The sequence below is a fragment of the Ferrimonas aestuarii genome (assembly GCF_005116665.1).
GTDB lineage: Bacteria > Pseudomonadota > Gammaproteobacteria > Enterobacterales > Shewanellaceae > Ferrimonas > Ferrimonas aestuarii.
The window spans coordinates 36,080-59,937 of record NZ_SWCJ01000022.1; the positions used below are offsets into that span (position 1 = coordinate 36,080).

At 51.2% G+C, this 23,858-nt stretch carries 21 protein-coding genes; 12 read left to right on the plus strand and 9 right to left on the minus strand.

Features of this window, described 5'->3' with window-relative positions; translation table 11 throughout:
* Positions 1 to 53: 53 nt before the first annotated feature.
* On the plus strand, positions 54 to 2,282 hold the full coding sequence (locus tag FCL42_RS19375) for a putative bifunctional diguanylate cyclase/phosphodiesterase (RefSeq protein ID WP_136865081.1): 2,229 nt from the start codon (positions 54 to 56) through the stop codon (positions 2,280 to 2,282).
* 93 nt (positions 2,283 to 2,375) lie between these two features.
* Positions 2,376 to 3,671, plus strand: coding sequence for an NAD(P)/FAD-dependent oxidoreductase (locus FCL42_RS19380; RefSeq protein WP_136865082.1), 1,296 nt, complete (start codon positions 2,376 to 2,378; stop codon positions 3,669 to 3,671).
* 38 nt (positions 3,672 to 3,709) lie between these two features.
* On the opposite strand, the gene yciA is transcribed toward FCL42_RS19380, so the two are convergent.
* From yciA to nfo, 3 genes are all read right to left on the minus strand, one after another.
* A complete protein-coding gene (gene yciA, locus FCL42_RS19385) occupies positions 3,710 to 4,105 on the minus strand; it encodes an acyl-CoA thioester hydrolase YciA (RefSeq protein WP_136865083.1) in 396 nt (131 codons plus the stop codon).
* A gap of 3 nt (positions 4,106 to 4,108) precedes the next feature.
* Entirely contained in the window at positions 4,109 to 5,119 is a 1,011-nt protein-coding gene (ltaE, locus tag FCL42_RS19390; protein WP_136865084.1) for a low-specificity L-threonine aldolase, read from the minus strand.
* 445 nt (positions 5,120 to 5,564) lie between these two features.
* Positions 5,565 to 6,407 carry a deoxyribonuclease IV gene (gene nfo / locus FCL42_RS19395; RefSeq protein WP_136865085.1) on the minus strand — a complete coding sequence of 281 codons (843 nt, stop codon included), beginning with the start codon at positions 6,405 to 6,407 and terminating at the stop codon, positions 5,565 to 5,567.
* 192 nt (positions 6,408 to 6,599) lie between these two features.
* Here nfo and ung point away from each other — a divergent pair, with 192 nt between their 5' ends.
* Positions 6,600 to 7,256, plus strand: a complete 657-nt coding sequence (gene ung, locus FCL42_RS19400; protein WP_136865086.1) for a uracil-DNA glycosylase — start codon at positions 6,600 to 6,602, stop codon at positions 7,254 to 7,256.
* 99 nt (positions 7,257 to 7,355) lie between these two features.
* The gene (locus tag FCL42_RS19405; RefSeq protein ID WP_136865087.1) at positions 7,356 to 7,895 is read left to right on the plus strand and encodes a hemerythrin domain-containing protein; all 540 of its coding nucleotides are present in this window, start codon (positions 7,356 to 7,358) and stop codon (positions 7,893 to 7,895) included.
* A gap of 71 nt (positions 7,896 to 7,966) precedes the next feature.
* Here FCL42_RS19405 and FCL42_RS19410 read toward each other — a convergent pair whose 3' ends face one another.
* The 4 genes from FCL42_RS19410 to FCL42_RS19425 all read right to left on the minus strand — a co-directional run bounded on the left by FCL42_RS19410 (position 7,967) and on the right by FCL42_RS19425 (position 11,505).
* Entirely contained in the window at positions 7,967 to 8,149 is a 183-nt protein-coding gene (locus FCL42_RS19410; protein WP_136865088.1) for a DUF3545 family protein, read from the minus strand.
* Positions 8,150 to 8,258: 109 nt separating this feature from the next.
* Positions 8,259 to 9,902, minus strand: a complete 1,644-nt coding sequence (gene pgi / locus FCL42_RS19415; RefSeq protein WP_136865089.1) for a glucose-6-phosphate isomerase — start codon at positions 9,900 to 9,902, stop codon at positions 8,259 to 8,261.
* Positions 9,903 to 9,962: 60 nt separating this feature from the next.
* Positions 9,963 to 10,919, minus strand: coding sequence for a transaldolase (tal, locus tag FCL42_RS19420; RefSeq protein WP_136865090.1), 957 nt, complete (start codon positions 10,917 to 10,919; stop codon positions 9,963 to 9,965).
* A 115-nt stretch (positions 10,920 to 11,034) separates the two neighbouring features.
* Positions 11,035 to 11,505, minus strand: a complete 471-nt coding sequence (locus tag FCL42_RS19425) for an OmpA family protein (protein ID WP_136865091.1) — start codon at positions 11,503 to 11,505, stop codon at positions 11,035 to 11,037.
* 493 nt (positions 11,506 to 11,998) lie between these two features.
* Here FCL42_RS19425 and FCL42_RS19430 point away from each other — a divergent pair, with 493 nt between their 5' ends.
* Together FCL42_RS19430 and yaaA are read left to right on the plus strand one after the other, a co-directional pair.
* Positions 11,999 to 13,453 (plus strand): alanine/glycine:cation symporter family protein, encoded by a 1,455-nt coding sequence (locus FCL42_RS19430; RefSeq protein ID WP_229359914.1) that lies wholly within the window; start codon positions 11,999 to 12,001, stop codon positions 13,451 to 13,453.
* Between the two features lie 175 nt (positions 13,454 to 13,628).
* On the plus strand, positions 13,629 to 14,405 hold the full coding sequence (gene yaaA, locus FCL42_RS19435; RefSeq protein ID WP_136865092.1) for a peroxide stress protein YaaA: 777 nt from the start codon (positions 13,629 to 13,631) through the stop codon (positions 14,403 to 14,405).
* A gap of 56 nt (positions 14,406 to 14,461) precedes the next feature.
* Here the strand turns inward: yaaA and FCL42_RS19440 are convergent, their stop codons facing one another.
* Both FCL42_RS19440 and rpsT read right to left on the minus strand, forming a co-directional pair.
* Entirely contained in the window at positions 14,462 to 15,859 is a 1,398-nt protein-coding gene (locus FCL42_RS19440; RefSeq protein ID WP_136865093.1) for a M20/M25/M40 family metallo-hydrolase, read from the minus strand.
* 141 nt (positions 15,860 to 16,000) lie between these two features.
* Entirely contained in the window at positions 16,001 to 16,261 is a 261-nt protein-coding gene (gene rpsT, locus FCL42_RS19445; protein WP_136865094.1) for a 30S ribosomal protein S20, read from the minus strand.
* A 262-nt stretch (positions 16,262 to 16,523) separates the two neighbouring features.
* Here rpsT and murJ point away from each other — a divergent pair, with 262 nt between their 5' ends.
* From murJ to ispH, 6 genes are all read left to right on the plus strand, one after another.
* Positions 16,524 to 18,080, plus strand: coding sequence for a murein biosynthesis integral membrane protein MurJ (gene murJ / locus FCL42_RS19450; protein ID WP_136865095.1), 1,557 nt, complete (start codon positions 16,524 to 16,526; stop codon positions 18,078 to 18,080).
* Between the two features lie 68 nt (positions 18,081 to 18,148).
* Positions 18,149 to 19,078 carry a bifunctional riboflavin kinase/FAD synthetase gene (ribF, locus tag FCL42_RS19455; protein WP_136865096.1) on the plus strand — a complete coding sequence of 310 codons (930 nt, stop codon included), beginning with the start codon at positions 18,149 to 18,151 and terminating at the stop codon, positions 19,076 to 19,078.
* 32 nt (positions 19,079 to 19,110) lie between these two features.
* Positions 19,111 to 21,933, plus strand: a complete 2,823-nt coding sequence (ileS, locus tag FCL42_RS19460; RefSeq protein ID WP_136865097.1) for an isoleucine--tRNA ligase — start codon at positions 19,111 to 19,113, stop codon at positions 21,931 to 21,933.
* A 10-nt stretch (positions 21,934 to 21,943) separates the two neighbouring features.
* The gene (gene lspA / locus FCL42_RS19465; RefSeq protein WP_136865098.1) at positions 21,944 to 22,444 is read left to right on the plus strand and encodes a signal peptidase II; all 501 of its coding nucleotides are present in this window, start codon (positions 21,944 to 21,946) and stop codon (positions 22,442 to 22,444) included.
* On the plus strand, positions 22,441 to 22,887 hold the full coding sequence (fkpB, locus tag FCL42_RS19470) for an FKBP-type peptidyl-prolyl cis-trans isomerase (protein ID WP_136865099.1): 447 nt from the start codon (positions 22,441 to 22,443) through the stop codon (positions 22,885 to 22,887). The genes lspA and fkpB overlap by 4 nt, the downstream gene beginning before the upstream one ends.
* A 2-nt stretch (positions 22,888 to 22,889) precedes the next feature.
* Entirely contained in the window at positions 22,890 to 23,819 is a 930-nt protein-coding gene (gene ispH / locus FCL42_RS19475; RefSeq protein ID WP_136865100.1) for a 4-hydroxy-3-methylbut-2-enyl diphosphate reductase, read from the plus strand.
* Positions 23,820 to 23,858 lie beyond the last annotated feature (39 nt).

Genomic DNA, 23,858 nt, shown 5'->3' on the forward strand with positions numbered 1-23,858 from the left:
TCGTTATGGGTCTAGAGTTATTACTGAGGCGCTGGTGGTATTGAGGTGCAAGGATGCGAAAATTATTCACTCAGCCATTTCATTGGCGGTTAATGTTGTGTGTGTTTTCATTGGTGGCCATTGGATTGGCAATCAGTGTGACACTCGATCTGACAATAAAGAGCAGCGCTCAGTCTGAGCGTGTGGAGTATGGTTGGCAGCTTAAGCTCAATAAGCTGCACTATCATGCTGCAACTTTGCTAGAACAGACCTATCTGGTTCAACAAACCCAAGCGGTTCAACCTTGGTTGTCCTCCTTTGATCTGTCGGTAGCCACAGCTCAGCAGTTGCTTAATCAGTTAAGTGATGGCCTCGAACCCGCCCGAAATCTCGAATTACAGCAGACCATAGTCGCCCTGAATGCCACTTTATCTAAATTAAATCTGGCCGCAGAGGGCGGATCTTGGTCGCTGGAACTGCTGCAATTTCAGGAAGCAGCTCAGTTGTTAGTGACTCTGTCAGATGTACTTCCTGTCCCTGCCGATAGCCAGGCTCAGTCATCGATGGATTCTTCTTGGCAAGCTTTAATACTGCTTTGGTGCGCAGTGGTGCTCTCGGTGGCCTTAGTCATGCTTTGGTTTCGAGAGCGACAACTGCGAGGCGGACTGGCGGCATTGTCGGCACACAGCAGTGAAGCGGTAATGGTTTGTGACCTTGAATATCGCATTTTGAGCGTTAATCCTGCGATGGTAGCCCTGTTGAAGCGATTAGCTGTGGACACGGCGCCGCATTTGCTGGAGATGCTGTCTGACTATCTTCCCGAGAAACTGGAGGGTGAGCTGCAAACCGATGAGGTTTCAGATTTCGAATGTAATCTGCAGGAGCACCTACTGGCGGTTCATATTGTGGTTGAGACAGAGCTGTCTCAGGTTCACCTTCATATTCGCGAGATCACCGAAGCCCGAAAGGCTGAGCAAGCTTTGAAGCTTCAGGTTTACCATGACTTTTTGACCGGCTTGCCAAATCGGCGTCGATTTGAAAAGGATCTGGCTATCGCATTGGAACAGCGGGAGCAAACCGTGGTGGTTGGGATGATTCACCTAGATCGATTCCAACGGGTTACTTCGGCGATCGGATTTAATCGAGGCGATGAAGTGTTGAAAGGGGCAGCACAGTTGTTGCGGCGAACGTTAAATCAGCTGCATAGCCCTGAACAGCCATTGGCGTTGTACCGTTTTGAATCCACGCGTTTTGCACTGCTGTGGGGTGTGCCTTTTTGCAAAACTCGGATCGACGGCTTATCCGAAAAACTGGCCACGGCGTTTCGTCAGCCTATTGTTTGTGAACGTGGCGAGCGCCAATTTCACCTTACCATGAGTCAGGGTTACACCAGTTGCGAGCTTTCCGGCTACGAGTTGGAAGCGATAGTTAGAGATGCCGACTGCGCCGTTGGTGCGGCGGTGTCTGCTGGCGGCGAGCGCAGTTGCATCCATTCCAGCCGGTTGGGGGAGCAAACTCACAGAAGGCTGCAACTCGAACATGACCTTAGGTTCGCGCTTCAGCGCAATGAACTGCAGGTAGTGTATCAGCAGCAGCGAGTGGATGAAGATGAGATTCACGGCGCTGAGGCGCTACTTCGTTGGCATCATCCACAACTGGGATTGATTCCGCCCAATGAGTTTATTGCTCTCGCTGAGGAGTCGGGGCTGATTTTGCCCATTGGCGATTGGGTCATCGAGCAGGCTTGTTTGCAGGTTCGAAGCTGGAACGATGAGTTCCGCCGTATAGTGGTTGCCGTCAACGTGTCCGTTCGCCAACTGAGTGATCCTCGATTTGTGGAGCGGGTTGAGCGAATCGTTAAACGCGCTGGTGTGGAACCATCCTTGCTGGAGTTTGAACTCACCGAAACCCTATTGATGGATAATTTTGATGTGGCTCGGCAAACCATGGTTCAACTGCAGTCTCTTGGTATTCGGTTTGCCATCGATGATTTTGGCACAGGCCACTCGTCGCTGGCCTACCTGTCTCAACTGCCCTTTGATGTGCTTAAGATCGATCACAGCTTTGTGAGCCAGCTTCCAACCAATCACGATTACTGCAAAATCACTAAGGCGATTTTACATTTGGCCCAAAATTTAGGTTTAACCGTGGTCGCTGAGGGGGTCGAAAAAATTGAGCAACACCGCTGGCTAAAGCAACACGGTTGCGATCTAACTCAGGGTTACTTTCATGGCCGACCGGTGACGGTTCCAGAGTTTTGCCAGTTGCTGTCGAATGAGTCCATCGCCACCGAGGTGTCGTGAGCGTCGCTGTCAGTTTTTTGCTATCGGATTCGAGACTTGGTGGTTTTCTATCTACGCTTTGACAGTCCTTGGTGACTTTTCAGAGGCGGAATCATGACCAAAATTGTGATCGTTGGCGGTGGCGCTGGTGGCATGGAGATTGTTACCAAACTTGGGCGTAAGTTGGGGCGAAAAGGCAGCGCGAGCATCACCTTGATTGATCGGGCTGACCACCATATCTGGAAGCCCCTACTGCATGAACTGGCCACCGGTAGCCTTGATGAAGGGCTTAATGCGCTGGATTACCGCATGCACGCCTCTCAAAATGGCTACCGCTTTGAGCAAGGTGTTCTCAGTGCCATCGACCAGGTTGATCGTCGAGTAATCCTCGCGCCAATGCGAGATGAAAAAGGGGATGAGATCTTACCGGAGCGTCAAATTGATTTTGACTATTTGGTGATTGGTGTTGGCGCCATTACTAACGATTTTGGTATTGATGGAGTTCGCCAGCACTGTGATTTCTTGGACTTGACTGAGCAGGCGATGGCCCTTCGAGTCAAGATTCGCCGCCGCTTCTTAAAACACGCCAAAGAGCACGATGTGGAACAGCGTCATTTTAAAATTTCCATTGTTGGAGCCGGGGCTACTGGCGTGGAGATGGCAGCAGAGATGCATCATGCGGCCGCAACGTTGCGGGGCTATGGGTATGAGATCAGTGAAGATCTGCTTCAAGTGAACCTCATTGAAGCTTCCAACCGTGTTTTACCTCGAATCGATACCGCTAGAATTTGCGATGCGGTGGAGGAGGAACTGGATAAACTTGGGGTTAAGGTGATGACCAATACTCGCATCACCGAGGTGACTCCCAAGGGGCTGCAGACTTTGGATGGGCAGTTTATCGAGTCTGATATGACGTTGTGGGCAGCTGGGGTGAAAGGTCATGAATCCCTGCGGGAGTTGGGACTTGAGCTGAATCAGAATGATCAGATCATGGTGAAGCCGAGCTGCCAGACGCTCACCAATGATCGCATTTTTGCTTTCGGTGATTGTGCTGCGTGCCCTCAGCCAGATGGCTCTTGGGTGCCGCCGCGAGGGCAGACCGCCCGGCAGATGGCTCTGATGGTGGGCGATAACATTCAGAAGTTGATGGTGGGATCGCAAGAGCCTTTGGAGGAGTACCTTTACAAAGATTTAGGTTCCTTCGTTAATCTGTCCAAGTTTCACACCGTAGGCAATATGCTGTCTTTTCTTGGGGGGGGCATGACGGTGGAGGGCAAGATGGCTCGTCTTGTTTATACCTCACTCTACCGACGTCACTTGATTGCGCTGCATGGTATTGGTAAGGGGTTACTGTTGATGCTGCTTAACGGAATTCAGCGACTGGTTAGGCCAGAACTTAAGCTGCATTAGCTCGATATAAAAAGGAGCCATAAGGCTCCTTTTTCGTTTTAAGCTTGTGCCGGAATGGGCCGAGGGCGACCGGATTCATTAATGGCAACGTAGGTAAAGGTACCTTCGGTCACGCAGTAGCGATCTTTCTCCTGCTTCAGCATCGGCTTAGCCCACACCTCCAAATGAATCACCATGGAGGAGGTGCCAATGCGACTGCAATGACCATGAACGCAGACGGCATCGCCTACGCCCACTGGGCTGTGGAAGGTCATCTTATCCACGGATACGGTACAGATTCGGCCTCGTGCGATCTCCTTGGCCAGCAAGCCTCCGGCAATGTCCATCTGCGACATGATCCAGCCACCGAAAATATCCCCATTGGGGTTGGTATCTGCTGGCATGGCTAAGGTTCGAAGTAGCAGCTGCCCTTGGGGCTGGCGGATTTCAGTCATCGATTATTGGCTCACAAATTTCTTAACGGCATTGATAAAGGTGTCCACATCGCTGCGAGAGACATTCAAGTGAGTCACCAGTCGCAGCGTTTTGGCGGCGGAGATCATAACGCCATGTTGTTGCAGGTGCGACTGTAATTGAACTGGGTTTATGTTTTCTAGAGTTGCGTACACCATGTTGGTTTGAACCTGTGCCGAATCCACGTTAAATCCGGGTACGTCGGCCAACTGTTGTGCCAAATAGGCAGCGTTGTCGTGGTCTTCAGCAAGACGCTCAACGTTGTTTTCTAGAGCAAACTGACCTGCCGCTGCCAACATCCCCGCTTGGCGCATGCCGCCGCCCAACATTTTACGCCAGCGACGAGCCTTGTTGATCAGCGCTTCATCACCAATCAGCAGTGAGCCAACCGGCGCCCCCAAGCCTTTGGATAGACAGATGGTCAGGGAATCGAAATGTTGGCTGATTGCAGACAGAGGTCGGTTTTGAGCAACCGCAGCATTAAAGACTCGAGCGCCATCCAGATGAATTTTCAGGTTATGCTCAAAGGCGAACGCTTGGGCGTCTGCCAAATAGCGTTGCGGTAGCACTTTACCGCCAATGGTGTTTTCTAGGCTCAACAAACGAGTTTGAGCGAAATGAAAATCGTCTGGCTTGATGTAGCTGGCCAACTCGCTCAGATTTATGGTGCCATCCGCTTGGTTGTTCACTGGCTGAGGCTGAATAGAGCCTAATACTGCAGCGCCGCCACCCTCAAATTTGTAGTTGTGAGCTTGCTGGCCGCACAGATACTCATCGCCTCGTTGGCAATGACTCATCAGGGCAAGTAGGTTGGCCTGAGTTCCGGAACTGGTAAACAGAGCGGCTTCGAAACCCGCTAAATCAGCAGCATATTCTTCCAGTTGATTAACACTGGGGTCATCTCCATAAACATCATCGCCGACAGGCGCCACAAGCATAGCTTGACGCATGGCGTCACAGGGAAGGGTAACGGTATCTGAGCGTAGATCGATCATCGTGGTCTCGACATCTAATGGTTGGGCAAAAAACGGCCTCACTCTATCAGGTCAGGTCAGAAATAACACTTGTTTGCATTTAAGGGGGAGAGGTGACGTGGTTCAGATCACATTTGGTCATCGGCGCTGAGGTTGAGATATTGGTTCTGGCTATTAGGTCATTTCAGTTTCGGATGATGTGAGCTCATTCAAGCTTGATTTTTATTCGATTGTGACCTGTCTCAACCACTGGCAGAATGTTCCCATCTTGATTAAGGCAGCAGTGGCTTAATTAGTAACTCATTCTAGTTCGACGAGGTTCTGCTAGAGAGAGTGTTTTTTCGTTTCATTCAGTTTTGTGCTTTTGCGCTAGCCAGATGATGTTTAATTGTGTCGGAACATCATCAATATGGTTTTTGTGCATCCCTTATTTAGCAGGCCTTTTGGCCTGCTTTTTTTTTGCCCGCTATTGTTCGAGGCTGTACAGCCAACGGATCTCATCCTTCCAGATGGTATCGTCAATGGTCTCTAGCACCATCGGAATTTCGTCCGTCGCGGGGTGGTTCATAATGAATTCGAAAGCGGCGGTTCCCATCTCTCCTTGCTGCAATGAGTGGTGTCGGTCTACTCGGCTTCCTAACGGGGTTTTCGACCCGTTAAGGTGCATGGCCTTTAAGTAATCTAATCCGATCAGTTGATCAAAGCGGTCAAAGGTGTGAGCGCAACCCGCGGCGTTAGAGAGATCGTATCCAGCGGCAAATGTGTGACAGGTGTCTAAGCAGACGCCGATTCGAGACTTATCTTCGACGCCATCAATAATGGCAGCGATCTGTTCGAAACGATGGCCAATATTCGATCCTTGGCCAGCGGTATTTTCGATGACGGCGGTCACCCCTTCGGTTTTCTCCAAGGCCATGTTGATGGAATCACTGATCAGCCGAATGCAATGGGTTTCGTCTATCTTCCTCAAGTGACTACCGGGGTGGAAATTAAGCAGGCTTAGCCCCAATTGCTGGCATCGCTGCATCTCATCAATGAATGCTTCTCTGGATCGCAGCAGTGCGTCGGGATCTGGGTGGCCCAGATTGATAAGATAGCTGTCGTGAGGAAGAACGTAACGGCGATCAATCCCCACCTGCTCGCAGTTTGCAATGAACTTGCGGATGCTCGACTCTGTTAGAGGTGCCGCTTGCCAACGGCGCTGATTCTTGGTGAATAGGGCAAAGGCTTTGGCACCAATTTTGGCGGCATTGAGAGGGGTGTTCTCCACGCCACCGGCTGCGCTAACATGGGCTCCAATACGTCGCATGGCTGTCTCTGGTATTGCTCAAGGGGCTCGATAGGGTAGGCAGTTTGCACAGCAACTACAATGGTAAATGTGCGGCTTATTTGGATCGGTTTAATCGATTTTTTGTGGATTAACAGCTGTTTCAAGCGTTGCTTCGCTCGGGTAAGGGCTTTATCCTGACGCTCTTTCTCGTCAGGCACTAAGGCGTTTTTTGTGAATTGGCAAGATATTATCGATAATCAGCGTCAGCTCCCCTATTTTCAGGAGCTGACTCAGCAGGTTGCCGACCGTCGTCGTGCCGGCGTTGCGGTCTATCCCCCCGCTGACCTTGAGCTGGCGGCATTGGCTGCGACGCCGTTTGAGCAGGTGAAAGTGGTGATCTTGGGGCAAGATCCCTATCACGGCCCTAACCAAGCTCATGGGTTGAGCTTTTCAGTGAATCCTGGTGTGAAAATCCCCCCCTCTCTTCGTAATATATTTAAAGAGCTTGAGCAGAGTATCTCAGGCTTTACGGCGCCAGAGTCTGGCGATCTGCGCCCGTGGGCTAAGCAAGGGGTATTGCTGCTAAATACGGTGCTCACCGTCGAGCAGGGGCAAGCTCACTCCCATGCTAAGTTAGGCTGGGAGCGGTTTACCGATGCGTTAATTGAGTCGCTGAACCAAAACCATCCTGGGGCAGTATTTATGCTGTGGGGTAGCCATGCTCAGAAGAAAGGTAAAGGGTTGGATGCAAGCCGGCATCTGGTTTTAAATGCGCCGCACCCCTCGCCGCTATCAGCGCACCGAGGCTTTTTTGGCTGTGGACATTTTACTGAAGCAAATAGATGGTTAATTGAGAAAAACCAAGCTCCAATCGATTGGCAGCTTTGATCTACATCAATTAATCCGTGATTGAATAATGCCGTTGTTAGGGTTTGAAACTAAAACTTAACTATGATGCGGCAGGAATTGTGAACATTGAGGGCGATTATGTTAGCAAGAATTCGAACAGATCATAGACATATTCTGACTCTGCTTAACTTATTGCATCAAAAGATTGAACGATTGCAAGCGGGGCAGGAGGTCAACCTGACTCTATTGCGTGATGTCATCTACTATCTGCTTCGCTACGCCGATTGCAGTCACCACCCACTGGAAGACATTCTCTATCGTTACTATCTGGAAAAGATGGGTAGCAGCGATCAGGTCAGCCAACTGGAAGTTGAGCACCAGTCTTTGCGCCGTGCTACTGAGAACCTATTGGATACCTTAAATACGATCTTAAACGATGTTGTCGTACCTAGAGAGCGACTTATTCAAGGTATTCAAGAGTTCGTGTCGATGCAGACCCGCCACCTGACCTATGAGGAGCAGCACATACTGCCGTTGATGGAGGCGGAGTTTACTGATGAGGATTGGCAGCAGTTGGACCAGCAGGTGGCATCCAAGCTGATGGATGACCCGTTATTTGGCCGCGGTGGTGATCAGGACTTTGAAGATCTGCGCAGCTATCTGGTGGATGCAGAGTAGGTTAACGGCGTTCATGCTAGCCCAAGATCAAATAACCCCGCCTCGGCGGGGTTATTGCTTAGAATGAGTCGTTAGACTTCAATGGCGTCCCAGTCAAACTCATACGCAAAGTCGATGTCGTGAATCTCTTTTTCGAGGCGATGACGCTCTTTCAGAGCTTCAATTTCACGCCATTTGCGCTTCTTGTTGGTGCGAGTACGTGTTGGCTTCTCCACAACTGTCCCTAGTGGTGAACCATAATCCAACCTTTCCATAGCTAACCCTCCTAAGCTTGCTTGCGTAACAACGGTATAACATGGCCGTCATTTATGATGCAACACTAATGTTGCAAAAGTGTTGCATTCGGGAGGGTTTATTTTCCTATTAAATTTCTCCGTTACGGAATTTTTTAATAAGACTGACTGTGGATCCATCCTGATTGAGCTTCGGAGTGGCACTTTCTAGGTCATCAAGCACTGAATTGCCAAGAACTTTACCAAGCTCAACGCCCCATTGGTCGAAGGAGTTCAACTGCCAAATTTGGCCTTGAACAAAGGTTCGGTGCTCATACAGTGCCACTAGCGCGCCCAGAGTTGTTGGTGTGAGCTTATCCATCAGTAGCGTGTTGCTTGGCTTATTGCCTGGCATTACTTTGTGCGGCGCCAGTGCGTTGATGGCATCCTCAGCCAGACCGGCTTGCTGCAGCTCCACAGTGGCTTCTTCGAGGGTTTTGCCTGCCATCAGTGCTTGGGTCTGTCCGAAGCAGTTGGCGGCCAACATGGCGTGATGACGTCCGGTAGGGTTGTGGCTAGTCAAAGGCAGAATGAAATCTGCGGGAATGACGCCAGTGCCTTGATGAATAAGCTGGTGGTATGCGTGTTGACCATTGGTGCCTTCGCCGCCCCAGATCACCGGACCTGTGCTGTAGTCCACCTGATTACTCTGGTTATCGACACTCTTGCCATTACTCTCCATATCCAGTTGTTGGATATAGGCGGGCAAACCACGTAGGTAATGGTCGTAGCTCAGTACGACATGGCTTTGAGAGCCGAAGAAATTGGTGTACCACACGCCCAACAGGCCCATCAGCATTGGTAGGTTGGACTCTACTGGCGCGGTTAGGAAGTGCTGATCCATCGTCTCAGCGCCTTCAAGCAGTTGCTCAAAGTGATCAAAACCAATCTGCAAAGCGATCGGCAGACCGATGGCTGACCACATAGAGTAACGTCCGCCAACCCAGTCCCACATTGGGAATACGTTGTCTTTATCGATACCAAAAGCTTCAGCGGCAGCCACATTGGAGGTCACGGCAACAAAGTGTTGGCCAATGGCTTCCTCTGGTAGTTTGTGGGCCAGGAACCAGTCTCGAGCAGTTAGGGTATTCGTTAGCGTCTCTTGGGTGCTAAATGACTTTGAAGACATAACAAACAGTGTGGTTTCTGGATCCAACTGCTTTAGCTTTTCACTGATGGCGGTACCGTCAATGTTGGCGACGAAATGGCACTTGAGATCTTTATTCCAGTAAGGCTTTAGCGATTCCGCCATGATTTTCGGCCCAAGGAATGAGCCACCGATACCGATGCTGACCACATCAGTAAACTGCTTTCCTGTATGCCCTTTCCAATCGCCCTGTTGCACCTGCTCAACGAAGGTCTTCATTTTGGCTAAGGTGGCTTTGATCTCCTGACGGATATCAACGCCATCCACCAACAGAGGCTCGTCACTGCGACTACGCAGCGCGGTATGAAGCACAGCTCGACCCTCGGTGTGGTTAATTTTATCGCCACGGAACATCTTTTGTGCCATCTCTGGCAGGGAAACCTCATCGGCCAGCTGTTTCAGCAGAGCCAACGTGGTGTCGTTGATGCGGTTCTTGGAGTAATCCAAATACAGACCCGCGGCAGAGGCGCTGTAGCGTTCGACACGTTGGTCATCCGCGGCAAACAGATCGCGCAGGTGGGTGTGGGTGATCTCTTGAGCGTGGTTTTGCAGGGCGTGCCACGCAGGCATGGAAGTTAGGGTACTCATCGCTAAGTCCTTTCCAAAAAGAAGACCCCACACAAATGAGGGGTCTAGAGGTGAATCAGATTAACCGGCCAGGCGTTGGGTTAGCATGGTTTCCAGCTTGCCTTGGTCTACGGCAAAGTTACGGATCCCTTCTGCCAGCTTCTCAGTCGCCATGGCATCTTCATTCATTAGCCAGCGGAACTCGGTTTCAGACAGTGGAGTAGGGCGAGGCTCTAGCTCACTGGTGTAATTCAGCTTTTGAACTACGGCTTCTGAAGATTGCTCTAGCTGTTCCAGTAGCCCTGGGCCAATGGTCAGGCGATCACAGCCAGCCAACTCGAGAATTTCGCCAGTGTTACGGAAGCTTGCGCCCATCACCACGGTGTCGTAACCGTGACGCTTGTAGTATTCATAGATGCTGGACACAGAAACCACACCAGGGTCTTCGGCGGCGCTGTACTCTTGGCCAGTGCTGGCTTTGTACCAATCTAGGATACGGCCAACAAAAGGTGAGATAAGGAAGACGTTAGCTTCTGCACACGCGCGTGCTTGAGCGAAACTGAACAGCAGGGTTAAGTTACAGCTGATACCTTCTTGTTCCAGTTGCTTGGCGGCTTGAATGCCTTCCCAAGTGGAGGCCAGCTTGATCAGGATTCGATCGTTGCCAATGCCGGCATCGTTATAAAGAGCCATGAGCTTTTTGGCTTTGGCGATAGAACCCTGAGTATCGAATGATAGGCGAGCGTCCACTTCGGTGGAGATGCGTCCAGGGACAATTTTTAAAATCTCCAGACCAATGTTCACGGCCAGTTTGTCTGCGGCATCTTCCAACTGCTGAGTGGCGTCGTTGCTCTGCGCTTTTGCCCAAGCGACGGCATCCTCAATCAGTGGCGCATAATCGGGGATCTGAGCCGCCTTTAGGATCAATGAAGGGTTGGTAGTCGCATCTTGAGGTTGATAGCGTTTGATTGCCTCAATGTCACCGGTATCGGCAACAATGGTGGTCATGGCTTTAAGTTGTGACAGAGCATCAGTCATAAAGTGTTTCCATTTGATCCTAATTCGACGGGCTAGAGCAACATTAAATGCGATTTCTGTTTGTTTGCCAACCGAAAAGTAATTAAATTACAAAGACAGATAGATTACCTAGTGTTCACTTAGGTAACAATTTAACCTCTACTTTGCGGAATTCCCGTCCAGAACGGCCGTCGGCAGCGACTTCGCCATTACTACCAAGGGTAATTTTCAAACGGGAATTGGGAAATGAGTGCGATATAAAGCTTGCTACAGATTGAGCTCGCCGCATTCCCAATCCTTGATTGTAGCCTGAGTTGCCTAACGCATCAGCGTAACCCATTAAAAAAACATCATAACTGCGGTTGCTGTCTAAAAACGCTACCACCTGCGCCAGTTTGGCAAGTTCGGAGGGAGCCAAGCTGGCAGAATCTAGGCCAAAGTAGAGGTAGGAGGGCAGAGTGGGCTCTGGCTCCTGTTGGTAGACTGGCGTGATCGGTCGAGGCTGATCTTTGAGTGCCAATTGTTCTATGGGAGTGGGTGATGGTTTCACCTCGGTCGCGGCGAAGCTCAGCAGAGCGATTCCGATATTAATGAGAGTGAATTTCATGGTGTGGGTTAGGCCTTTCTATATACCTGTTTAGTAAAGGTAGTGTTAGATGACCAAATTACCACCAGAACCTGAGTGAGCTTTGCCATGATTTGATGCCAAATGGGCCAGTAACCGAGAGGCAATTGGTCCTACCTTTAATCTGCGTCAGGCGCTGGTGTATTTCATTCAGAAGTCGCAGTGCAAACATTGAGCTAAAGGTCGTATTTTGCGCTGTGAATGGTCTTTTTTGTATTTTATTGGTGTGATTCTTGTTGCGCTGCCGTAACAGGGGTGTTGACTTGTGATCCTGGTCACGCGGATTTTCGAAAGAGCTATGCTAACGTGCCAGCCCATCGCCCGGAGTTTGTTGAATAAAACAGCAGATTCTCACTAAAAAACTACCCTATAAATAGGGCGAAAGGCCATGAAAGGCCGCTAATTGGTTACGGACATATCCATTCATTTTAACTGAGTAGACTTACTCGGTTATTCAGCAAAGAAGAACTCCAATATGATTATGACTACAGTTGCTGGGGCCTCGACCCTGGAAGCCGTGAACGATGTTCTGGCTTCGGTAACAGGCTCAATCAACGGTCTGCTTTGGAACCACGTGTTGATCTATCTCCTGGTTCTTGCGGGAGCATTTTTCACGATTCGTTTGGGTTTTATCCAATTTCGCCGCTTAGGCCATGGTTTCCACTCCGTTCTGAACGGACGAGAAAGTGACGATGGCATCTCCTCGTTCCAAGTTTTCTGCACCTCAATGGCTGCCCGAGTTGGCACCGGTAACATGGCGGGTATTGCCGTGGCCATCATTGGCGGTGGCCCTGGTGCCATCTTCTGGATGTGGGTCATTGCTCTGCTGGGCATGTCCACCGCTTTTGTTGAGGCAACTTTGGCTCAGCTGTTCAAAGTGAAAGATGAAGACGGCTTTTTCCGTGGTGGCCCGGCTTACTACATGGAGCGCGGCTTAGGTCAACGCTGGATGGGTACCCTGTTCTCCATCTTCCTAATCATCGCTTTTGGCTTGGTGTTCAACGCCGTTCAAGCGAACACCATTGCAGCTGCAATCGGTGACAGCTTTGGTATCGATAAGATGCTGCTGGGCGGCATCATGGTGGTTGCCACTGCGCTGATCATCATGGGCGGTATTAAGAAGGTGGCTAAGGCTTCTGAAATCATCGTGCCGATCATGGCACTGGTTTACCTCGCTGTCGCTCTGGTTGTCGTGGTATTGAATATCACTGAAGTTCCTGGTGTTATCGCTTTGATCATTAAGAGCGCCTTCGGTTGGGAACAAGCGGGTGCAGGTCTGCTGGGTGCACTGATCATCGGTGCTAAGCGCGGCCTGTTCTCTAACGAAGCGGGTATGGGCTCTGCCGCTAGCGTTGCAGCCAGTGCTAACCCAAATCCAAATCACCCTGCGTCTCAGGGCTTCATTCAGATGACCGGCGTATTTGTCGATACCATCGTTATCTGTACGGCATCTGCGGCCATCATTCTGCTTTCTGGTGTGATGGATAACCCTGGCAGTGCTGAAGGTATTGGCCTGCTGCAATTGGCTCTGACCAATGAGCTGGGCGGCTGGGCCACCTACTTCGTAGCCTTTGCCATTATCCTATTCAGCTTCAGCTCCATCATTGCGAACTACAGCTATGCCGAGAACAACGTGATGTTCCTAAATGGCAACACCAAGAAGGGGCTGATGGCGTTCCGTTTCCTCGTGCTGGGTATGGTGATGTTTGGCGCAATGGCGAAGGTTGCCGTAGTGTGGGATCTGGCGGATGCCTCTATGGGTATGATGGCGGTAGTCAACATTATCGCAGTATTGGCTCTTTCTGGCATCGCCATTAAACTGGCCAAAGACTACTTGCGTCAGCTAGACCAAGGCCTGAAGCCTCGTTTTGAGATGAAGAACTTCCCTGAGCTTGAAGGTAAGCTTGAGAAGGGCGTTTGGGATAAATAATCTTAAGCTCTCATAATCCATTAGAACCACGCTTTCGAGCGTGGTTTTTTTATGGGGTGAGCGACACCAAGGAATTTGCCTCAATAAAAGCGATTTCGGCTATCTAATACTGTCGGTTTTTTTGTTACCACGGCATTGATATAGTGACGTCATCACAGTGAATTAGGAGCACATTATGTTGGCAGTTATCTCACCGGCAAAGAATCTGGATTTTGACACTCCGGTGACCACCTCTGAGTACACCCAGCCACCGCTATTGGATCAGGCTGAGGAGCTAATTCAGGTATGCCGACAGCTGACTCCCGCTGATCTGGCCAGTTTGATGAAGCTTAGCGATAAACTGGCTGGGCTTAATGTTGCCCGATTCCAAGAGTGGCAGCGTCCTTTTACTCCAGACAATGCCCGTCAGGCGCTGTATGCCTTCAATGGGGATGTTTACAGCGGCATCGATGCTCACTCGCTAAGTGAAACCGGTCTGAACTATTGTCAGGCTAACCTGCGTATCTTGTCAGGTCTGTATGGCTTGCTAAAGCCGCTGGATCTGATGCAGGCCTATCGCTTAGAGATGGGCACTAAGTTGGCGAATCCTAAGGGTAAAGACCTGTATCAGTTTTGGGGCATGACCCTAACTGACATGCTCAATGAGCAGCTGAAACAGGCTGACAGTCAGGTGTTGGTGAACCTGGCTTCCAATGAGTACTTTAAGGCGGTGAAACCGAAGAGTTTGGATGCCAAGGTGGTCACGCCGGTGTTTAAAGATCTGAAAAACGGCCAGTACAAGATCATCAGCTTCTACGCTAAGAAGGCTCGGGGAATGATGGTGCGCTACATGGCTGAGAATCAGGTGACTGAGTTAAGCCAACTTGAAGGCTTTAACTACGCCGGTTATTACTTTAGTGAAGAGCAATCCAGCGATGATACTCTAGTGTTCCTGCGCGACGAGCCGGCATAACTGCGGCAGCAATCACGATTAAAGCAACGGGACCATCAGGTCCCGTTTTTGTTTGATTACTGCTTTGGCAGTGGAATTGGACGCAGTTCTTCGTCCAAGTTTGCCATCATCCAAGCGTACAGGGTGTAGACGGCGCTGCTTTGACGCAGTGCATCAGGGTCAACCTTATCTAGGGTGTCATCGGCAGTGTGGTGATAATCAAAATAATCGGTTCCATCCATCGACAGCCCAGCGACGGGAACGCCAAGAGCTGGCAGTATTGACACATCCGGTCCCCCCCAACTGGCGTTATTGCCAAGTTTGACGCCAAGTGATTCCAACTGTTTCGCGATTATCTCCATGCTATCCAGAGCAGATTCGTTAACCCGAGTGTTGAACTGATAGATGGGGCCTGCGCCGAAATCGGCTTCGGCTGCGATGTAAATACTATCTAACGTGTCTTTATGGGCATCACGATAGGCTTTCGCCCCCACAAGGCCAATCTCTTCGGCTGCAAACAGCACCACTCGAATGGTGCGGCGAGGCGTGAGGCCTCGCTCGAGGATATGCTTGGCGGCGCCAGTCACAATGGCAACACCGGCACCGTCATCCAGAGCGCCGGTACCCTCATCCCAAGAATCGAGGTGAGCACCAATGATCACCACCTCATTAGCTAGATCACTACCGGGGATCTCAGCAATGACGTTATAGGAGGTGGCCTCACCTCGGTTTTCACTGGTGAGCTTAACGTTTACTTCGACCTTTTCGCCTCGGCTGAGCATGCGAGTGATCTGATCGGCATCTGGATTCGATAGCGCCGCCGCGGGAATGGCATCCACATAATCTACGTAGCGCATGACACCGGTGTGGGCGAAGCGGTGGCTGTCAGTGCCAACTGAGCGCAGCAACATCGCCACAGCGCCTTTTTTGGCAGCTTCAACCGCGCCTTTGCCTCGGGCTTTTACTACCGGGCCGTAACCGCGACCATCGCGATATCGCTCCATCTTATGGTCGATAAAGACGATCTTGCCTTTGACCTGCGCAGCATCGGCTTGGATAAGTGCGTCTAAGTTATCAAAGCGAATGATCTGTGCTGTGACATCGGCGGCAACCGAGTTGCCTAAAGCGGTAATGGTGAGTGGCTGTGGGAAAGGCGCGACAACACTGGCGTGGGCGCTGCCACGATACCAATAGGGCACCTTAACCGGCTCTTTGTAGACCTTGCTAAAACCAAGCTGTTTAAATTTATCCATGGCCCACTGAACCGCACGAACATCACCCTCGGTTCCTGGCAGTCTTGGGCCCACTTCGGTGGTCAAGGATTCCAGAATGTTCCAGGGGTGCTGGCTCACCATGGCGTGTTTTTTCAGTTCTTGGGTGGCGTTGAGGGTCTGTTCAGACAGAGCAGAATCGGCGTTGGCCCAGCTGCTTGAGAGCAATAGGGCGGCAAGTAGAGTCGAGCGGCGCATTGGCATCCTTTATTGTTGTTATCTCCTTTGGAGCGCCAATGTTACAAAAATCAGCCTGTTATCGCAGTAATTAATCTGCAACGATAGATTTCAGGCAAAAAAAAAAACCGGCCTAAGCCGGTTTTTTCATCACAAGGATCGAAGCTCTTACAGGGCTTTGATCTGAGCAGCCATACGGCTCTTGTGACGGGCAGCCTTATTCTTGTGAATCAGGCCTTTAGTAGCCATGCGATCAAGGATCGGCATAACGTTGTTAAATGCTTCAGTAGCGGCAGCTTTATCACCAGCGGCGATAGCAGCTACAGTTTTCTTCAAGTAGGTGCGCAACATGGAGCGACGGCTAGCATTGTGCTGGCGACGCTTCTCAGATTGAATTGCACGCTTCTTAGCAGACTTGATGTTAGCCAAGGTCAAACTCCTAAAAGACGGTGCTGTCGTATTTTCAAAGGCCGTGGAAAATAGCGTTTTTGCCAAGCAATGTCAATCTTACCGTGCAAATTAACGTCACCAGATTGGGATTTCTCCGAACCTTGGTACTTTTCCAGCCAACTAGTTTAAGATGGGGCGCAATTCTAGCAGCATTTTTAGTACGGTGACAGGGGCAAGCGACGATATTTATCGCGTAGATGAAACAAACCCCTCTCCTCTCCACACAAAGAGCAGATTTCAATTGAGTAAACAGCTGATTCGTTCTGGAGCCATTGTCAGTGCCATGACACTGATTTCAAGGGTTTTGGGACTGGTTCGTGACGTGGTCGTCGCCAATTTGATGGGCGCTGGCGCAGCGGCGGACGTATTTTTTCTGGCAAACAAGATCCCAAACTTCCTACGCCGACTGTTCGCCGAAGGTGCATTTGCCCAAGCGTTTGTGCCGGTGCTCACCGAGGTGCGTGCCGAAGGCGATGATGACAAAGTTCGTGAACTCATTGCCCGAGTCAGCGGCACTTTGGGCACCATCGTCACTGTAGTGACCTTGATTGGTGTGATTGGATCTCCAGTATTAGCGGCACTGTTTGGTACCGGCTGGTTTATTGATTGGTTAAACGGTGGCCCCAAAGGGGAGAAGTTTGAGCTGGCTAGCTTGATGCTTAAGATCACCTTCCCGTATTTGTGGTTCATCACCTTTACTGCCTTATCTGGTGCCATTCTGAATACTTTGGGGCGTTTTGCGGTTGCGGCCTTTACGCCGGTATTTTTGAACGTGGCCATTATTGGCTTTGCACTTTATCTTGGTCCGCAACTTGAACAGCCGGAACTGGCATTGGCCTGGGGCGTCTTCGCTGGGGGGCTAATTCAGTTTCTGTTTCAGATTCCGTTTCTGTTTCGAGCCAAGATGCTGGTTCGCCCTAAGTGGGGCTGGAATCACCCTGGAGTGGTGAAGATTCGCACCTTGATGATACCGGCGATGTTCGGTGTGTCGGTGAGCCAGATTAATCTGTTGTTCGATACCCTAATTGCCAGTTTCTTGATGACCGGCTCCATCAGTTGGCTCTATTACTCTGATCGGTTGTTGGAATTTCCGCTGGGGCTATTCGGCATCGCCATTGCGACGGTCATTCTGCCCGCACTGTCGAAAAAACATGTGGATGCCGACAGCAGTCAATTTGCATCAACCATGGACTGGGGCGTACGCAGCGTCTCCACCTTGGGTCTACCTGCGGCCCTTGGTTTAATGACCTTGGCCCAGCCGATGCTCATGGTGCTGTTTATGCGCGGGCAGTTTACGCCCCATGATACTCAAATGGCGGCCGCCAGTTTGATGGCCTATGCCTGCGGCCTGCTCAGCTTTATGTTGGTCAAAGTATTGGCTCCCGGTTACTACAGTCGCCAGGACACCAAGACGCCGGTGCGCTACGGCATTATCGCCATGGTGAGTAATATGGTTTTTAATCTCTTACTGGCGATCCCTTTTGGTTATGTAGGCTTGGCGCTGGCCACGGCGGCTTCAGCCACTCTCAATGCTGGGATGCTTTACTTCGGCCTAAAGCGCCAAGGGGTGTATCAGTTATCTAAACCAACCTTTATCTATCTGATGAAAGTGATTGTTGCCGCAGTCTCCATGGCGGCGGGCTTGGTTTGGTTAACCCCTGAGATGGCTCAGTGGTTGGCGGTGGACTTGAGTGAGCGAATTTTGTGGCTCTGTGGGCTGATTGGTGCTGGCGCGGGCATCTACGCCATCACATTATTCCTGCTTGGGGTGCGTCCTCGCGATCTTCGAGCAGCTTGAGTGCTGATTCTGAGCTCACACTGAGGTATAATCCGGCGATTTTCGACATAACAAGCTCAAGCAGGACTATGGAGCTGATCCGCGGAACACATAACCTACGTTCGAGGCACCGTAACTGTGTGCTGACAATAGGTAACTTTGATGGGGTTCACCTTGGCCATGCTGAGGTGATCAAATCACTGGTGGAAAAAGGCAAACAGCTGGATCTGCCGGTGACCGTAATGCTGTTTGAGCCTCAACCTCAAGAGCACTTTGCCGGTGATAAAGCGCCGCCACGTCTCAGCCGTTTACGAGATAAAGTGCAGCGTTTGAGTGAACTCGGAGTTGAGCGCATTCTGTGCGTGAGCTTTAATCAGAGGTTTGCCCAGCTGAGTCATACTCAGTTCGTTGAACAGCTTTTGGTTGAAAAGCTTGGGGTTCAATTTCTGGTGGTGGGCGATGATTTCTGTTTCGGCAAAGGCCGTCAGGGGAATTTTGACACGCTAGTTGAAGCGGGCAACCGCCATGGCTTCGATGTGGTGCCGACAGCCAGCTTTCGAGTGCAGCAGCAGCGAGTCAGTTCAACCCTGATTCGTCAGGCTCTAAAGTCTGGTGAGCTTGAGCAAGCTAATGCTATGTTGGGATACCCCTACCAAATTACCGGTAGGGTGCGTCACGGCCGGAAATTGGGCCGAACCATCGGCTTCCCCACAGCCAATATTGCGATGAATCGCCGAGTATCACCCTTAGGGGGTGTGTATGCGGTTCGCGCCTTTACCCGTCAGGGTGACTGTTTTGTTGGGGTCGCAAACGTAGGTCGTAGGCCTACCGTTGCGGGAACCCGTTGCCAATTGGAAGTTCATCTGTTTGACTTTACAGGTGATCTATATGGGCAACACCTCAGAGTGGAGCTGCTGCATCACCTGAGACATGAACAAGCATTCGATTCGTTGGATGCATTACAAAATCAAATTTCTAAGGATGCAGCACAGGCAAAAGCCCTGTTGTCTGCGTCTTAATGCTTTTAGCCTGAATTATGGTGAAAGGATCAATGAGCGACTACAAATCAACGCTAAACTTGCCTGAAACCGAGTTCCCTATGCGCGGCAACCTTGCCAAGCGGGAACCGGAAATGTTGAAACGCTGGGACGAGAAAGAGCTGTACAAAGCGATTCGTGCCAGCCGTCAGGGAGCGAAGCCATTCATTTTGCACGATGGCCCTCCATACGCCAACGGCGACATTCATATTGGTCACTCAGTTAACAAGATCCTGAAAGACATTATTATTAAGTCCAAAACTCTGGCTGGCTTCGATGCCCCATACGTGCCGGGTTGGGACTGTCATGGCCTGCCAATTGAATTGAAAGTGGAAGGTAAAGTGGGCAAGCCGGGTCACAAGGTATCCGCTGCCGAGTTCCGTGAGAAGTGCCGCGAGTATGCCCACAAGCAGGTTGAAGGCCAGAAAGCCGATTTCATCCGTTTGGGTGTTTTGGGTGAGTGGGACAAGCCATACCTGACCATGGACTTTGGCACCGAAGCGGAGATCATCCGTTCTCTGGCTAAGATCATCGACAATGGTCACCTGCACAAAGGCGCCAAGCCGGTGCACTGGTGTACCGACTGTGGCTCTGCCCTAGCGGAAGCCGAAGTGGAGTATGAAGATAAGACCTCTCCTTCCATTGACGTTCGCTTTAGTGCCGTTGATGCCAAGCTGGTAGCCGATAAGTTCGATTGCCCTGAAGATCACAGCGGCCACGGCCCTGTGTCTGTGGTTATCTGGACTACCACGCCTTGGACTCTGCCTGCTAACCGCGCTGTGTGCTTACACCACGACCTGCAGTACGCATTGGTTCAAGTTGAAGGTGAGACCCCTGAGCGCTTGATCGTTGCGGCGGATCTGGTGAAGTCAGTGATGGATCGTGCTGGCATCGAGAACTATCACAACCTGGGCTATTGCCAAGGCAGTGAGCTGGAGATGCAGCAGTTCAACCACCCATTCTATGAGATGACCGTACCGGCCATCTTGGGTGACCACGTGACCACCGAGTCTGGTACTGGTGCGGTTCACACTGCGCCTGGCCACGGTCAGGAAGATTTCGTGGTGGGCAACAAGTACAACCTTGAAGTGGCCAACCCAGTTGGTAACAACGGTGTGTACCTGCCTGACACTCCACTGTTCGCTGGCCAGCACGTGTTTAAAGCCAACGATGCCGTGGTTGAAGTTTTGAAAGAGAGGGGCGCTTTGCTGCACCATGAAGCATTCCGTCACTCCTACCCACATTGCTGGCGTCACAAAACGCCAATCATCTTCCGTGCAACGCCGCAGTGGTTTATCTCTATGGATCAAGCCAAGCTGCGTGAGCGCTCTCTGGAAGAGATCAAAGACGTACAGTGGATCCCTGATTGGGGTCAAAGCCGCATCGAAGGCATGGTTGCTGGTCGCCCTGATTGGTGCATCAGCCGTCAGCGTACTTGGGGTGTGCCAATTGCTCTGTTCGTTCACAAAGAGACCCAAGCTCTGCACCCACGCTCCGTTGAGCTGATGAATCAGGTTGCCGACCGCGTTGCTGATAAAGGCATTCAAGCATGGTGGGATCTGGATGCTGCCGAGCTGCTGGGCGAAGAAGCTGAGCAGTACGACAAGGTGATGGACACCCTGGATGTATGGTTTGACTCTGGCTCCACTCATGCTTCTGTAGTTGATGCTCGCCCTGAGTTTAACGGCGCCGAAGCGGACTTGTACCTGGAAGGCTCTGACCAACATCGCGGTTGGTTTATGTCCTCACTGATGACCGGTGTGGCCATCAAAAACAAAGCCCCGTACAAGCAGGTACTGACCCACGGATTTACCGTTGATGGTAAGGGTCGCAAGATGTCTAAATCCATCGGTAACGTGGTTAGCCCTCAGCAGGTAGTCAACAAACTGGGTGCGGATATTCTGCGCCTGTGGGTTGCCTCAACCGACTACACCGGTGAGATGACCGTATCTGACGAGATTCTTAAGCGCAGCGCCGATGCTTACCGTCGTATCCGTAACACCTCCCGCTTCCTGCTGGCCAACATGAGTGGGTTTGAGCCAGCTCGTGACATGGTGGCACTGGATGAGATGGTGGCACTGGATCGCTGGTTGGTTGGCCGTGCTTATCAGTTGCAGCAAGAGATCGTTGCCGCTTATGACGAGTACAACTTCCTTGCGGTGACTCAGAAGCTGATGCGCTTCTGCTCCATCGAGTTGGGTAGCTTCTACCTAGACATTATCAAAGATCGTCAGTACACCGCTAAGGCAGATGGATTGGCACGCCGTTCTTGTCAGTCTGCGCTGTACCTGATTACTGAAGCCATGGTGCGCTGGATGGCGCCAATCATGAGCTTTACTGCCGATGAAATCTGGCAGTTGATGCCAGGTGAGCGTGGTGAGTTTGTATTCACCGAAGCTTGGTTCGATGGTCTGGCTCCGGTGACCGAAGCCGCCGCTCTGACTGATGCCCAGTGGCAGCAGTTGGTCGAAGTTCTGGCTGAGCTAAACAAAGCGCTGGAGCAAGCCAAGGCCGATGGCATTAAGAACCGTCTGGAAGCCGACGTAACCCTATATGCTGATGGCGAGCTGAAAGGCCTACTGGACAAGCTGGGTGACGAGCTGCGCTTTGCCATGATCACCTCCAATGTGACCGTTGCTGATCTGGGTGATGCCGAAGGCGCCACCGAGACCGAATTGGCGGGCTTGAAGGTGAAGTTGGCGAAGACTGAAGCGGCTAAGTGTGAGCGCTGCTGGCACCATCGTGAAGATGTGGGCAGCCATGCGGGTCATGAAACCCTTTGCGGTCGCTGCGTGACCAACGTAGATGGCGACGGCGAGCAGCGTCAGTTCGCATAACGGAGACAGCATGCCACAAGATTGGAAACAAAGCGGCCTACGTTGGATGTGGGTCGCCCTGTTGGCATTGATTCTCGATCAAGCTTCGAAGTTGGCCGTTATGGCTAACTTCGAGCTGTATGAGAGCCTGCCATTGATCCCCTATTTAAACATGACCTATGTGCACAATACCGGAGCGGCATTTAGCTTCTTGGCGGATGCTGGCGGTTGGCAACGTTGGGCCTTTGCGGGATTTGCGTTGGTAGTAACGGTAGCGTTGACGGTGATGCTGCGTCGTCAATCAACCAGCTTGTGGCGGTTGAACCTCTCCTATACCCTGATCATTGGCGGTGCCATCGGCAATGTTATCGACCGACTCGCTTATGGTTACGTGGTCGATTTCATCGACTTTTACGTAGGCAGTTGGCACTGGCCGGCGTTTAACATCGCCGACGCGGCCATCTGTGTGGGCGCGGCCCTAATGATTTTGGACAGTTTGCTGGAAAGTCGTCGACCTAAGGAAAGTTCATGAGCGAATTGGTAATTGAGAACAACAGCCAGGTGTTTGTGCACTTTGATGTTGAGATGTTGGATGGGACGAAAGCAGACAGCACTCGCGCCCACGGAAAGCCAGCCCGCTTAACCATGGGTGATGGTAGCTTGAGTGGCGCTTTTGAAGTGGCCATCAAAGGCATGAAGAAAGGTGAGAAGCGTCGTTTCTCTTTGGATGCCAATCAAGCTTTCGGTGAAGCCAATCCGGATAATATTCAACACCTTGATCGTGGCCAGTTTGCTGCGGATGCGGATCTGTCGGAAGGCACCATCATGGCATTTTCAACGCCAGATGGTAACCAAGTGCCAGGCATTATCCGAGAAGTGGCTGGCGATTCAGTGACCGTAGATTTTAATCATCCACTGGCAGGTCAAACCGTTATTTTTGATCTGGAAGTGCTGGATATTATCCAAAGAGGCTGAACATGTTGATTCATCTCGCGAATCCTCGTGGTTTTTGCGCCGGTGTCGATCGAGCGATTAGCATCGTTGAGCGCGCGCTTGAGCTGTTTGAAAAGCCAATTTACGTTCGCCATGAAGTGGTACACAACCGCTATGTGGTGGATGGTCTACGCCAACGTGGTGCGGTGTTTGTGGATGAGCTTCATGAAGTGCCGGACAACAGTATTGTTATTTTCAGCGCCCATGGTGTGTCGCAAGCCGTTCGCAACGAAGCCGAGCGTCGTGGTCTCAAGGTGTTTGATGCGACCTGTCCTCTGGTCACTAAGGTTCACATGCAGGTGACCCGTGCTAGCCGTAAAGGCAATGAGTGCGTGCTGATTGGTCACGCAGGCCACCCAGAAGTAGAAGGCACTATGGGGCAGTATGACAGTCCTAATGGTGGCATCTACTTGGTCGAGTCTCCAGAGGATGTGGCCAAGATGGAGGTTAAGGACCCAGACACTTTGACCTTCGTGACCCAGACCACTTTATCCGTTGACGATACCGCTGAAGTGATTGAAGCCTTGCGTCAGCGCTTCCCATCCATTGCTGGCCCTCGTAAAGATGATATCTGTTATGCCACTCAGAATCGCCAAGATGCGGTACGAGAATTGGCGTCTAGCAGCGAGATGGTGTTGGTCGTAGGCTCTAAGAACTCCTCTAACTCCAATCGCTTGCGTGAACTGGCGGAAAAGTCCGGTGCGATGGCTCACCTGATTGATGGCGCTCAGGATATCGACCCCAAATGGATTGAACAGGCCAAACGTATTGGTGTTACTGCAGGAGCGTCGGCTCCAGAAGTGTTGGTTCAAGGGGTGATCGATGAGCTTAAGCGTCTGGGCGCTAGCGATGTTCAGGAGCTCACAGGCCGTGAAGAAAACATTGTTTTTCAGGTCCCTGCCGAACTTCGCTAAATTCAGTACCAGCATTCGAAATTGCAGAAGCGTCACTTA

Coding starts and splice junctions, on each gene's coding strand:
- FCL42_RS19375 (WP_136865081.1), top strand. CDS start 54: ATGCGAAAATTATTCACTCAGCCATTTCATTGGCGGTTAATGTTGTGT.
- FCL42_RS19380 (WP_136865082.1), top strand. CDS start 2,376: ATGACCAAAATTGTGATCGTTGGCGGTGGCGCTGGTGGCATGGAGATT.
- yciA (WP_136865083.1), bottom strand. CDS start 4,105: ATGACTGAAATCCGCCAGCCCCAAGGGCAGCTGCTACTTCGAACCTTA.
- ltaE (WP_136865084.1), bottom strand. CDS start 5,119: ATGATCGATCTACGCTCAGATACCGTTACCCTTCCCTGTGACGCCATG.
- nfo (WP_136865085.1), bottom strand. CDS start 6,407: ATGCGACGTATTGGAGCCCATGTTAGCGCAGCCGGTGGCGTGGAGAAC.
- FCL42_RS19405 (WP_136865087.1), top strand. CDS start 7,356: ATGTTAGCAAGAATTCGAACAGATCATAGACATATTCTGACTCTGCTT.
- FCL42_RS19410 (WP_136865088.1), bottom strand. CDS start 8,149: ATGGAAAGGTTGGATTATGGTTCACCACTAGGGACAGTTGTGGAGAAG.
- pgi (WP_136865089.1), bottom strand. CDS start 9,902: ATGAGTACCCTAACTTCCATGCCTGCGTGGCACGCCCTGCAAAACCAC.
- tal (WP_136865090.1), bottom strand. CDS start 10,919: ATGACTGATGCTCTGTCACAACTTAAAGCCATGACCACCATTGTTGCC.
- FCL42_RS19425 (WP_136865091.1), bottom strand. CDS start 11,505: ATGAAATTCACTCTCATTAATATCGGAATCGCTCTGCTGAGCTTCGCC.
- FCL42_RS19430 (WP_229359914.1), top strand. CDS start 11,999: ATGATTATGACTACAGTTGCTGGGGCCTCGACCCTGGAAGCCGTGAAC.
- yaaA (WP_136865092.1), top strand. CDS start 13,629: ATGTTGGCAGTTATCTCACCGGCAAAGAATCTGGATTTTGACACTCCG.
- FCL42_RS19440 (WP_136865093.1), bottom strand. CDS start 15,859: ATGCCAATGCGCCGCTCGACTCTACTTGCCGCCCTATTGCTCTCAAGC.
- ribF (WP_136865096.1), top strand. CDS start 18,149: ATGGAGCTGATCCGCGGAACACATAACCTACGTTCGAGGCACCGTAAC.
- ileS (WP_136865097.1), top strand. CDS start 19,111: ATGAGCGACTACAAATCAACGCTAAACTTGCCTGAAACCGAGTTCCCT.
- lspA (WP_136865098.1), top strand. CDS start 21,944: ATGCCACAAGATTGGAAACAAAGCGGCCTACGTTGGATGTGGGTCGCC.
- fkpB (WP_136865099.1), top strand. CDS start 22,441: ATGAGCGAATTGGTAATTGAGAACAACAGCCAGGTGTTTGTGCACTTT.
- ispH (WP_136865100.1), top strand. CDS start 22,890: ATGTTGATTCATCTCGCGAATCCTCGTGGTTTTTGCGCCGGTGTCGAT.